General features: G+C 37.4%; 9 protein-coding genes. 6 read left to right on the plus strand and 3 right to left on the minus strand.

The window, feature by feature from the left end:
- The 3 genes from QZU45_RS09035 to QZU45_RS09045 all read right to left on the minus strand — a co-directional run.
- Positions 1–381, minus strand: a 381-nt coding sequence (locus QZU45_RS09035) for a transposase (RefSeq protein ID WP_295354396.1), incomplete at its 3' end; no start/stop codon positions are given.
- Between the two features lie 396 nt (positions 382–777).
- Positions 778–1953 (minus strand): IS110 family transposase, encoded by a 1176-nt coding sequence (locus QZU45_RS09040; RefSeq protein ID WP_295354398.1) that lies wholly within the window; start codon positions 1951–1953, stop codon positions 778–780.
- A 79-nt stretch (positions 1954–2032) separates the two neighbouring features.
- Positions 2033–4033: a hypothetical protein gene (locus QZU45_RS09045; RefSeq protein WP_295354400.1), complete on the minus strand. Its 2001-nt coding sequence runs from the start codon at positions 4031–4033 to the stop codon at positions 2033–2035.
- A 184-nt stretch (positions 4034–4217) separates the two neighbouring features.
- Here QZU45_RS09045 and QZU45_RS09050 point away from each other — a divergent pair, with 184 nt between their 5' ends.
- From QZU45_RS09050 to QZU45_RS09075, 6 genes are all read left to right on the plus strand, one after another.
- Complete coding sequence (locus QZU45_RS09050; protein WP_295354402.1) at positions 4218–5267, plus strand: ATP-binding cassette domain-containing protein; 1050 nt, start codon at positions 4218–4220, stop codon at positions 5265–5267.
- A 1-nt stretch (position 5268) separates the two neighbouring features.
- The gene (locus QZU45_RS09055; protein WP_295354405.1) at positions 5269–5958 is read left to right on the plus strand and encodes a methionine ABC transporter permease; all 690 of its coding nucleotides are present in this window, start codon (positions 5269–5271) and stop codon (positions 5956–5958) included.
- A 327-nt stretch (positions 5959–6285) separates the two neighbouring features.
- The gene (locus QZU45_RS09060) at positions 6286–7635 is read left to right on the plus strand and encodes an AAA family ATPase (RefSeq protein ID WP_295354407.1); all 1350 of its coding nucleotides are present in this window, start codon (positions 6286–6288) and stop codon (positions 7633–7635) included.
- Between the two features lie 166 nt (positions 7636–7801).
- Positions 7802–8596 (plus strand): MetQ/NlpA family ABC transporter substrate-binding protein, encoded by a 795-nt coding sequence (locus QZU45_RS09065; protein WP_295354410.1) that lies wholly within the window; start codon positions 7802–7804, stop codon positions 8594–8596.
- Positions 8597–8710: 114 nt separating this feature from the next.
- A complete protein-coding gene (gene uvrC / locus QZU45_RS09070; protein ID WP_295354413.1) occupies positions 8711–10546 on the plus strand; it encodes an excinuclease ABC subunit UvrC in 1836 nt (611 codons plus the stop codon).
- A 161-nt stretch (positions 10547–10707) separates the two neighbouring features.
- Positions 10708–12369 (plus strand): AAA family ATPase, encoded by a 1662-nt coding sequence (locus QZU45_RS09075; protein ID WP_295354416.1) that lies wholly within the window; start codon positions 10708–10710, stop codon positions 12367–12369.
- Positions 12370–12600: the final 231 nt, after the last annotated feature.

Here is a 12600-nt window from a genome sequence, read left to right on the forward strand (position 1 = left end):
AATACTTTCAACAGAAGACAGCATTGCCTTGAATATTCCTGTAGCGTCAATCTTATCGTTCTTATCAAGGTTTAAGAATGCTTTGATTTTTGCTGCAGGAAGTATCCGACACTGATGTCCCTTGCTTTCAAAATATCTTGCCAGATAGTTGCATGAGCCACAGGCTTCGATAGCAAAAAGTAAAGGCTCTGCTGAATGCTCAACAAATTCAAAGAATTTACTGCGGGTAAGCTGAAAGTTTTTGAGAAGCTTTTTAGTGCTGTCCCAATAACAGATCTGCATGACTCTGCTGGCTACATCTACCGCAACAGGTTTAACTCCAAGGGTATTCTGGTAGTAAGCAATAGTTGCAATTGCATAATCATTAAGCTTAAGTTTCATTTGAAAGGTAGCTCCGATTAAATGGCTGTTTATTACAACTTCAATCAAAGCTATGATGAACCTAGGAATGCAGCTTATTTTGAAGTACCTAGAGTCAGGAGATTGCGTCCGTTAAAGTATTTCCTTTCTCTACATACTGTTATGAAACGACCTTTGTCAAGCTAAATTTAGTGATTTAGCTGAGACGCTCTCCTCAGTGTAAGCACGGCCTTGGCCACTCTGTTATACAAGGATTGGTTACCATAGGTCAATGGTTCGCCGCGAATTCTACTGTCTATTCTCGAGGATCACTTTGTGTGCCATCATAGTATGTGCGTAGATAATTCAAACCTTCTTGATGGAAAACGTCTTACCTAAATCACTATTCCTGTTTTTTAAATAAATCCCTTAATCTCTTTAATCCAAAGCACTTTCTCTCAATACAGAATTATCTTTTGGTTGTGTTGTTCCTTCATAGTGAGATGTTGCCATGCCCCATATAAAGCAGCAAAGCTCTCTTGCTACGGCAGTAACTGCCTTATTTGAATTCTTTCCTTTGGTTGTCAAACGATTATACTTCCTCTGGCATCTAGTTGAAGCCTTATCTGCATAGGTGACAACCTCCTGAGGCATATTCTTTTGTCTCTTTTTGAGTTCAGCTGATTTCTGCCCAACAAATCCACGCATGTAGGACCAAGCACATTCAACGGCAAGTCTTCTAAGATGACGATTTCCTGCTTTAGTGATACCAGTTTTACGTTCGTTATCTCCGCTGGATTTTTCTCCAGGAGTCAATCCAATGTAACCGGCAAATTTTTCGGCTGATTTAAATCTGTTAAAATCACCAACTTCTGTCACAAAGGACAGAGCTGTATGAGTTTTAATTCCTTTAATGCAGGTTAACTTCTTTACTGTATCTGCATATCGTTCTGTTTGTGAGAGTTCTTCAATTCTTAAATCTAGGGCATCAATCTTATCGCTTAACGTTTCGTAAGTTGCTAAGTACTCATTGATAATCTCTCGTTGCTTGTCTGTGCAGGAGAGCTTTTTTATCCATTCAATGTGCTTTAACGTCCATTTGGTCTTACCGTCAAATTTAAATCCGTGTCTGAGGAGAAAAGCATTTAGCTGCTGTTTAATATGCTTTAAGGCTGTATTATGGTCATCCCTCATTCTGATGTAATCCCTGACATCCTCGTCCTCAGTATCAGGAATATATACAGGCTTATAAGATCCGCTTGACAGACATCTTGCTATTTCAATTGAGTCCTTGTAATCATTCTTTACCTTCTTACCTCCTTTCTGTACTGCCATAGTCGTAGGGGCAAGAATGACACATTTAATCCCTCTTTTACTTAGTTCTCTTTGAGGAGCATAGCCAAGACATCCAGCCTCATAACCACAGACAACATCAATGTCTTTTCTTTGTTTCTTAAGGGTACTGATGTACTTTTCTGTGTTCTTAATAAAATCCTCTTTAAACTGGACCTGACCAAATATTTTATCCTCAGTTAAACCATATCCTGGTTCAAAAGAACATAAAGTAAAGTTTGAAGAGTGGACATCTATGCCAACATATATTATCTTATTCATTGAAACGACCTTCCTATGTATGCGGTAAATCCGTATCTGTTTTTTTTACATTTACAGTTTACACGGTAAATCCACGAATTTACATTCGCGGAGGTCGTTTCATATTGTCTATTCGTGTGGCAAAGAGTAAATCCAGCATCAGCAGAATCATTGTAATCAGCTGTACACTGCAGACAATCTCAATGCTTGCATTCATACCCTTTGCATAAATGTACTGACCTAAAACAAGTCTTGTAAAGGCACAGATACCAATCATGGAAAGGGCAATCTGCCATTCTAAGATCAGGAAGGTTAGGGCAACACAGAAGATTACTGACAGAGTCAGACCTAAAAGTCCAAGTGAACCGTAGGAGCTTACCGGATCATCATTTCCTCCGTAATTGATGGAGGTTGCACATAGGGCTGAAAGCATAACTACAATACCAAAACCGAAGCAGAAGGCTAAATCCGGCTTTAATACGGAAATGTAGTATTCAAAGCAGGCAGTAAATAAAGCTGCGGTAATAATTACAATTACAGCAGTTACATAGTTATCTGGCTTTCTCTGTGAGAACTCACCTAAAAGCTTTCCAATGCCTCTAAAGCCGTCACAGCCGACCAGCAGCAGATAGATAACTAGTACCAGCTGAGCACATAAAAGTGGATTGGTATAATCATCGAGCAGCAGGGCAAAAAGACTGCAGATAAAACCAATACAGAAATAAGGTATTGGCATAAAGCCCGGTTTTGATGGTCCTACAAACTGCAGTGCGGAACGGGAGAATACCACTCCAAGATTTGTATAGTTAAAGAAGGAGGCAAAAAGCTGTCTTATGAACAGGAACAGATAGATGCCACCTGAGATGCTGCCTGAACCTGAGCCGTTAAGTAAAGGAGAATCCTCTGTGCTGTTTATAGCCTCAGAAGTATCTGCACTGGTATCCTTAACATTAGCAAATATGGTTTTGTTCAGAGTATTCTGAATGTTTTTCTGATTATAATCATCTGGCTCCTTGAAACGAGGCAGATCATCAAGTGAGCTTAACTGGTCTTTAAGATTTCTGTCTAATGCAGTTTTAACCTCGCTCTGGGCTTCTTTCTCTAAAGCTGCTTTCTGCTCTTCAAGTAAAGCCTTTTTCTTCTGTCTTTCTGCATTTAGTCTGTCACCTTCAGCTCCAGGGGTAATGTAGATTGGACCGTCATCATCTTTCTTATCAAATACCTTTGGTTTAGCTCCTGGAGTGATATAGATGGAATCAGAATCCTCTGATGGCTCATTGAGCTTTGTCTTTTCAAAAAGCTCACGGCTGGCATAACCGTTATTCTCAAAGCTTTCCGTGGCTGAAGAGCTATGTTTTTTAGCTCTGTTAAGTGGAGCCCCCGGGGTGATGTATGGAGAGTCTTCCTCTTCATCTGAAGGTTTATCTGCAGTGTTTTCCAGAGCAGAACGCACTTCCTCGTCCTTATCCTCTGAAGTTCTGATAATAGTATTCTGGGTGGCAAAACGAGGTGCCTTATTCAGATCACCGTTGTCATCCCCGGTTGTCTTGTGATCAAAAAGCTTGGCATTCTCCTCGGCCTTAAGCTCCTCTGGAGTCTTTTTCTTTTTTACAAGAGGTTCACCTGGTGCAATGTATAGATGATCACTGTCTCGGCCTTCTTCATTTAAGTAGGATTCATCAGATTTGTATTTGTAGTAATTGCTGGAAATATCCTCGTAATTATCTACTTTTGGTGTGTTATCTGAATTAGAGAACTGTGACTGAGCTGAATTGCTCTGATTCTGTGCGGATGTGTTTCCCATAAAATCGGTCAGAGGATTATTCTGACTGAACTGATTATTCTCTCCAAACTGGAGGTTCTGCTCTAATCCTGAATTAGGGGTTGCAGGTGAATTGTTCTGACTGTTCTGATAAGAGGAAAAAGAACTGCTGCCGAAACTTGGTTCGTTGTTTCTGAAGTTATGATTTACACTTCTGTTCTGTCTTGATGCACCTTTGTTTGTTTTTATGTTGCTTCTAATCTTTGTAAATAAAGAAGCTTTAGCTTTTGCTTCTGAACCTTCACTTGAATTATCACGTGTGAACAAGCTAAATCCCATTTTTAATTCCGTATGTCTAATATTTTAAGAATAAATTTTATCTATCATATCGTATAATAGCACCACACTTATGGTTATAAAAAGGGCTTTTTAATACAAATTTCCTAATTTTTCTCAAAGAAATTAAAAAGTTGTAATACAATATCAGCCTTTAAAGACGTTTTTAGCTAAAAAACAATTCAGAATGATTACATTAGAAAATATTCATAAAATCTATGAGTTAGATCATGGAAAGAAACTTCATGCTCTAAAAGGTATTGATCTTCATATCAACAAAGGTGAGATCTTTGGTGTGATCGGTCTATCCGGTGCCGGTAAATCCACTCTTATCCGTATCATCAATATGCTTGAGCTTCCAACTGAGGGCAGGGTTATTATTGATGGTGAGGATATTACCTCATATCGTGAAGCAAAACTAAGAAAAGTCCGTCAGTCTATCGGCATGATTTTCCAGCAGTTCAATCTGCTTTCCTCAAAGACTGTTTTTGAGAATGTCGCCTTTCCGTTAGAGCTTGATGAGTCTCTGTCAAAAGATCAGATTAAGACACGTGTTCATGAGCTTTTAAAGATGGTTGAGCTTGATGATAAGGCTGATGTATATCCTGCTCAGTTATCTGGCGGTCAGAAACAGCGTGTGGGTATTGCCCGTGCGCTTGCCACCAATCCAAAGATCCTTTTATGTGATGAAGCAACTTCTGCTTTAGATCCTAAAACTACCAGCTCTATTCTGAAGCTTTTAACCACACTGCGTGATAAGCTCGATCTTACCATCGTGATTATTACCCATCAGCTGGAAGTAATCAAAGAGTGCTGCGACCGTGTTGCTGTAATTGATGGCGGTCTTATCAGTGAAAAGGGAAATACCATTGATCTGTTTGCAAATCCTCAGAAGGATTTAACCAAACGTCTGGTTAGTGCTGTTGTTAGAAAGGATCTTAATGATCTGCTTGAGTATACAAAACTTTCAGATACCTATTCAGAGGGTTCAAGAGCCTGGTTTGAGGTTCTGTTCTTAGGTGATAAGGCTGAAGATCCGGTTATCGTTGAGGTTGCCAAGGAGCTTAATGTTAACGTAAGTATTCTGGCAGGCCAGATCAATCATATTCAGAATCAGCCTTTAGGAATTCTGGTGGTGGCAGTTAAGGGCGATGAGGCACTTATCAGGAGAGCCTACGATGAGCTTGAAAAACGTGTATATCATGTTCGGCTATTAGGTTATGAGGTAGAGAATTAGTATGAACAGCTTTTTACTTTCTTTAGGTTTATCTACCTATAACGCCAAGATTATCCAGCTTCTGTTCGACGGTTCTGTGGATACTCTGTACATGGTGCTTTTATCTACCGCCGTATCAATTATCTTCGGTGTTCCTCTAGGAGTGATTCTTCTGGTTACCTCAAAGGGCTACTTCTGGGAGAACAGAACCTTCTACTCTGTATTAGGCACTGTTGTAAATGCACTGCGTTCTGTTCCATTTATTATTCTGATGGTGGCAATTATTCCTATTACCAAGTTCATTGTTGGAACCAGTATCGGCACTACAGCTGCTATTGTGCCTCTGACTATTTCAACTATTCCTTTTTTAGGAAGACTGGTTGAAACCTCATTAAGAACAGTACCATACGGTCTGATTGAGGCAGCTCAGTCAATGGGAGCAAGTCCATTAAGAATTATTAGAAAGGTTCTGCTGCCTGAGGCTCTGCCTGAGCTGATTCAGAACTTTACTCTAACCGTGATTGTGATTATCGGCTGTTCTGCAATGGCAGGAACCATCGGTGGCGGTGGTCTTGGTGATATTGCAATTCGCTATGGCTATCAGCGTTTCCAGTTGCCAATCATGATTATGACCGTAATTATCCTTGTTCTGATGGTTCAGGTAACCCAGTTTATTGGTGACTATCTGACCAAGAAGGTTGATCACAGATAATCATTTGAATTGTTTTACAAATAATAGAATGGGGCTCAGAATTATTCTGGGCCTTATTTGTTTGTATTCTCTACAGTCTTGTAATTCTGTACTTTCTTTTAATTTTGAGCACGTTAAGACAACTGTCTTTCTAATCTTTGCAATTTTGATATTTAAGAATCATGTGAGCTTATATATATAAATCTAAAGAATTATGTGAATTCTTTAATGAAATAATATTAGAATTATGTGAATTTTAGTACAAAGAAGAATTAGAATTATGTGAAAATCTAATATAAACATCTTATAATATAAACAGATAATTAAGATTATAAAGGTCTTCTTTGTATGTATCGTAAAGTTATTGAGAAACTTGTCAGCTGGAAAGATCAGAAAGACAAAAAAGCCCTTCTGGTAACTGGAGCAAGACAGATTGGTAAAACCTACATTATTAGAGAGTTTGCTAAAAGCTACTACAGCAAGTTTGTCGAAATTAATTTCTTAACACAGCCTTCTGCTAAAGATATTTTTTCTGGTGATCTTGATTTCAATACCCTTCAGATTACTCTTTCATCCTTTTTGAAAACCAGTCTTGTAAAAGGTGAAACACTGATATTTTTTGATGAAATTCAGGAATGTCCAAATGCTAGAACAGCCATAAAATTTCTTGTTGAAAATGGTTCATATGACATTATTGAGTCAGGCTCTCTGCTTGGAGTTCAGTATAAAAATGTTCCATCTTTTCCTGTAGGTTATGAACAGATCCTTCATATGTATCCAATGGATTTTGAAGAGTTCTGTCTTGCAAATGGTGTTCAGCGGGATACTCTTGATTATCTGCATGACTGTTACTCTCAAAGAAAAGAAATTGCTTTAGCGATTCACAAAAAAATGCTTAACCTGTTCAGGTATTACATGATTGTTGGTGGCATGCCTTTTGTTGTAAAAAAGTTTGTTGATAATAATGACATTTATAAAGTTATTGAATCTCAAAAGGATATTCTTGATCTATATCGACAGGATGTAAATAAATATTCTCAAAATGGTAAGGCTCAGATTCAGCATATTTTTGACACAATTCCTTCTCAGCTTGAAGATAAAAATCGTCGCTTTAATGTTAATTCATTAAGTTCTAATGCCAGATTGCGAGATTATAAGGATTCTTTTCTCTGGCTCAAAGATGCAGGAGTAGCTCTTCCTTCCTTTAATGTATCAGAGCCTGTTGTTCCTCTAAAACTTAATGAAAAGAATAATCTGTTTAAACTGTATTTAAGCGATACAGGTCTCTTGTGTTCAATGTATCTTGAAAATGTTCAGTTTGCTATACTCTCAGATAACTTAAAAATTAATGCTGGAGGTATTTTTGAGAATATTTTTGCACAGAACCTAAAAAGTAACGGTTTTGAATTACGATATCTGAATCGTAAAAATATAGGAGAAATAGATTTTGTGGTTCAGAACTACGACAAAGTAATTCCTGTTGAGATTAAATCCGGCAATGACTATAAAAAACATTCTGCTTTAAATAATCTCCTGAATAAAGAAGCCTGGAATATAGAGAGAGGTTATGTATTCTGCAGAGGCAATCTTGAAGTGGAGGAGAGAATCACATATCTTCCATGGTATATGATCATGTTCTTTAAAAAGGAGTTACCTGATTTAAACTCCATTCCCAAACTTGACCTGACTGGACTATAGAAAGAAAACTTCTAATAGTGTTCTGAATCAGTTATAGTTTTTTCTTATATCTCAGTATTCTTAAATAGTATTACGATTTTCTTGAATTAAAAAGAAAAAAATCGCATATTATATCCAATAGCTCTTAATGAGCATAAGGTAAGAAAATATTTGGAGATAAATTATTATGACTAAACTAAATAAATTATTAGGAGCAACCGCTGCATTAGCTTTTGCTGTTTCTTCTTTTTCAGCTAATGCTAACGAGACTGTAAGTGTAGGTGCAACTCCAGTTCCTCACGTAGAGATTTTAGAGGTAGTTAAACCAATTCTTGAGAAACAGGGCGTAGATTTAAAGATTGTTGAATTCAATGATTATGTTCAGCCAAATCTTTCTGTTTCTGACGGACAGCTAGATGCCAACTATTTCCAGCACCGTCCTTATCTTGAGTCATTTGTAAAGGATAGAGGTTCAGATCTGGTTGAGGTTGCTGGTGTTCATATTGAGCCAATGGGCTTATATTCCCACAAGATTAAGAAGCTTGATGAGTTAAAGGATGGTGCAACTGTTGCAATCCCTAACGATCCAACCAACGGTGCCCGTGCACTATTGCTTCTGCAGTCAGCAGGTTTAATTGAACTTGAAGATCCTTCAAACATTACTGCAACTGTTTTAGACGTTAAAACAAATTCAAAGAATCTGAACTTCAAGGAACTTGAGGCTGCACAGCTGCCACGTTCTCTAGATGATGTTGATGCTGCTGTTATTAACACCAACTTCGCTATCAGCGCCAATTTAAATCCAATCAAGGATTCAATTATCATTGAGAAGTCAGACTCTCCATACGTTAATGTCCTGGTTGCAAACTCCAAGTCTGCTCAGAAGGATGGTCTGAAGGCTCTGGTTAAAGCTTTACAGAGCAAGGAAGTTAAAGAGTTTATTGAGAAGAAGTATAACGGAGCTGTTGTAGCTGCCTTCTAAAGCTATTATCAGGCTTCATAGCTTCGATAAAATTGTTCAATAGCCTTTCAGATCAGAGATTTGAAAGGCTTTTTAATTTAGAATTAGACTGTGTTGTAGAGATTAAGAAAACATATGTCTGATATTAAATTCGATTACAAAAGCTTTCTAAAGACAGTTCCTAACCGTCCTGGCTCCTATCGCATGTATTCTGATGAGAATACTGTAATCTATGTAGGAAAGGCCAAGGATCTGAAAAAAAGACTTTCCTCTTACTTTCTAAAGGAAATCAATCTTAAAACCCGTGCTCTGGTTGAGCATATCCATCATATTGAATTTACAGTTACCTTCTCAGAAGCTGAAGCCTTTATTCTTGAAAACAATCTGATTAAGAAGTATCAGCCTCATTACAATATTCTTTTAAGGGATGATAAATCCTATCCGTATCTGGTCTTATCCAAAGGAAAGCATCCTGGTCTTTACTATTATCGAGGCCGTAAGAAAATCGACTGTGAGTATTATGGTCCATACCCTGATGTATCTGCAGCAAAAGACAGTCTTAAGCTTCTGCAGAAGCTTTTTCCCATAAGACAGTGTTCAGATACTGTTTATTCACATAGATCCCGTCCCTGCCTTATGGCACAGATAGGTAAGTGTCTTGCGCCCTGTGTTCCAATGAGCGAGGCTGCCTATAAGAATTACATGCAGCAGGTTGAATATGTCAGACTGTTTCTGAAAGGACAGAATCAGGATGTACTAAACGATATATCCTCCAAAATGGAAGAGCATTCAGCTAAGCTTGAATTTGAGGAAGCCGCCAAGCTTCGTGATCAGCTTTTATCTCTGCGTCGCGTTCAGGAGTCTCAGTCTGTCTCTGGTGATCTGATGTTTGATATGGATGTAATCGGTCATGAGGTAGAACAGGATTTATGCTGCAACCATGTTCTGTTTATAAGAAAGGGCAGAATTATTGGAACCCGCTCTTATTATTCCCAGTGTAATTTAACTGATGATAATGATCCTTTGAGTGCCTTTGTAAGTCAGTTCTATTTATCTGAAACCAGAGCTGGTATGTATCCTAAGGAAATAATTACTGATGCTCCGATAGAGGATAGTGAGTCCCTGACAGAGGCAATTAAAAAGATTTCCTCAAAGGATGTGGTATTTCTCTCTAATGTTCGTACAGAGCGTGCAAGATATTTAAAACTGGCCAAAGAGAACGCCAGAGCGTCTCTGACAGCCAAGCTTGCTGATAAATCAACCGCAAAACGTCGTATCGATGATCTGGAGAAGCTTATTGGCATAAGCGGTATTGAGCATATGGAGTGCTACGATATCTCTCATACCATGGGAGAGAACACTGTAGCAAGCTGCGTATCCTTTAATCGAGAAGGTCCTGACAGTGCCAACTATCGTCGCTTCAATATCGAAGGAATCACTCCTGGTGATGATTTTGCCGCGATGCATCAGGTTTTAACCAGACGTTTTAAAGATCCTACAGAAGGTATTATCCCTGACGTGGTATTTATCGATGGCGGTAGAGGTCAGTTAAAGCAGGCAGAAGAGGTAATAGGGGATATCTTTTCAAAAACTTCTGTTAAACCACCTTTAATTATTGCTGTTGCCAAAGGTGAGGGCAGAAAGGAAGGTCTTGAGACTTTAATTAGAGGTTATACCCGCGAGGAGATTCATTTATCCTTATCCGATCCTGCTCTGCAGATAGTTCTTCATATCCGAGATGAGTCTCACCGCTTTGCTATAACCGGCCACAGACATAAGCGTCAGAAAGCGAGAACTCACAGTTTACTTGAGAATATTCAGGGAATAGGTCCAAAACGCAGACAGGCTTTGCTTAAATATCTTGGAGGTATCAGAGAAGTTCACAATGCCAGTGTTGATGAGCTTAAAAAGGTACCGGGTATTTCGGAGAGCATGGCTCAGATGATTTACGATGAGCTGCATTCTTTATAATATGCAACCTAATGAAAACATGTTGAATATATTTAGAAATAACATTCTTGCAATCTTGATTAGCTCAGATGTTATCAGAATAATGTAAGCGTAATATATAATATAGTAGTAAAGTTACTAATAAAATATAGTCCATATATCTTTTTTGAATAAGGCTTTCTATGATTTTTAATCCAAATAACGAGCAGTTCAAAATAATCGCTAAGTCAAAAAGTTTTCCTTATATTGATAAGAGTGATTTCATCGAGGAAACTTTTTCATTTCTTAACGAAGAAAAAAGATTTATGGCTTTTACAAGACCTCGTCGTTTTGGAAAAACAGTTACTGCCTCTATGTTAAGTGCTTTTTATTCTAAAGGCGCTGATAGTGAAGATCTATTTTCAAATCTCAAAATTGCAAAGTCTTCTTTATTTAAGGAATACCTAAACAAATTCAATGTAATCTACCTTGATCTGAATTCTATTGAAGGTGAATTTGAAGCATACTCCAAGAGAGAAAAACTTCATATAGAAGATGTTGATGATCTAGTTGATTATCTGCAGTACAAAACTGTTTTGGAAATATGTGACAGTATAGAATATAAACAGTTTTTCAATGATCATCCCTTAAATGATTCTCTGTCTTTACTTGAATGTCTGACTTCAATTCATAAAAATACAAATGATCAGTTTGTTTTAATCATGGATGAGTGGGATCTTGTCTACCGTGATTATAAAAATGATTCAATACTTCAGGAAAAGTTTATTGATTTACTACGAGCCTTGTTCAAAGGAACTTATGGCGCTAACTGTTTTTCTTTTGTGTATCTAACAGGAATCCTTCCAATAAAAAAATACAATTCACAGTCGGCTCTAAATAATTTTGCAGAATACAATATGCTTAATCCTGAGCCTTTTGAGAGATTTTTTGGTTTTACCAATGAGGAAGTAAAAGGGATTTCAAGTGTCATCAACTCAACTTTGGACTTTTCTGAACTTGAGAAATGGTATGACGGATATCATTTGAATGAATTTGAAATATTCAATCCTAATTCAGTATGCTGTGCTGTTAGAGACAAAAAATGTAAATCATACTGGTCCGATACTGCATCTTTTGAGCAGGTTCAGCTTCTTCTAAATTTGAATTTTGAAGGTATAAAAGATGATATGCTAAGTCTGATAGCAGGAAACAGTTTAACAATAGATACCCAGACTTTTCAGAATGATTTAGTTAACATTAATAATAAGAATGATGCATTCTGTCTTTTAATCTGTCTTGGCTATTTGGCATGTAATTCTTACGGAACAGGAAGTCTTCGTTCTGTATACATACCTAACGATGAAATTAGATATTCTCTTTTAAGCAACGTGATGCAGAATAGCTGGTATAAAGGGATGGCTGTTGTTAAACGTTCATTTGAACTTTATCAGGCTACGGTATCGCTTAATGCTACTAAAGTTGCAGGTATATTTGACGAAATCCATAATAATACAGATATATCTGTTCTTGCTTATAACAATGAAGAATCTTTAACCTATTGTGTTATTGCAGGATATACTCTGTCTACTGCGGACAGGTATATTACCAGAAGGCAGCTTCAGGCAGGAAAGGGCGTTGCAGATATTATTTATGATCCAATTATGCCTAACCTTCCAATTATTATTGTTGAGCTTAAGTATGGAATAAGCGCTGAAGAAGCAATAGAGCAGATAAAACAGAAGAATTATGCTGCTCCATATTTAGAACGACCTAATCCAATTCTTCTTGTGGGAATCAACTATATAAACGATCCTCAAAAGGATAATTACAAAGAACATCAATGTATTATTGAAAAATTAAAGTAATTTCCTGTCTTTTCTCTGTATTGTCAACATTCTCCAGATGTACTTTTTTATCTGAAAAATAGGACTATTCGTCAGTTGAAGGTTGTGCGCAGAAGGTGAGAGGTTATAACAAACAGAAGAGGAGCTATAAAAGCGTAACTGGTCAGCCTAAAGCGTCATTCTAACCTGTTCTAATTTTTAATAAAGTTAACCATAGCATTTCGTTTGGAGGATGATATGGAAACTTACTCA

Origin of the sequence: uncultured Succinivibrio sp., assembly GCF_902756765.1 — a bacterium.
Lineage (GTDB): Bacteria > Pseudomonadota > Gammaproteobacteria > Enterobacterales > Succinivibrionaceae > Succinivibrio.

Bases quoted from the DNA above. Each gene is read 5' to 3' on its own strand.
- QZU45_RS09050 (WP_295354402.1), top strand. From the start codon at position 4,218: ATGATTACATTAGAAAATATTCATAAAATCTATGAGTTAGATCATGGA.
- QZU45_RS09045 (WP_295354400.1), bottom strand. From the start codon at position 4,033: ATGGGATTTAGCTTGTTCACACGTGATAATTCAAGTGAAGGTTCAGAA.
- QZU45_RS09065 (WP_295354410.1), top strand. From the start codon at position 7,802: ATGACTAAACTAAATAAATTATTAGGAGCAACCGCTGCATTAGCTTTT.
- QZU45_RS09055 (WP_295354405.1), top strand. From the start codon at position 5,269: ATGAACAGCTTTTTACTTTCTTTAGGTTTATCTACCTATAACGCCAAG.
- QZU45_RS09075 (WP_295354416.1), top strand. From the start codon at position 10,708: ATGATTTTTAATCCAAATAACGAGCAGTTCAAAATAATCGCTAAGTCA.
- QZU45_RS09040 (WP_295354398.1), bottom strand. From the start codon at position 1,953: ATGAATAAGATAATATATGTTGGCATAGATGTCCACTCTTCAAACTTT.
- uvrC (WP_295354413.1), top strand. From the start codon at position 8,711: ATGTCTGATATTAAATTCGATTACAAAAGCTTTCTAAAGACAGTTCCT.
- QZU45_RS09060 (WP_295354407.1), top strand. From the start codon at position 6,286: ATGTATCGTAAAGTTATTGAGAAACTTGTCAGCTGGAAAGATCAGAAA.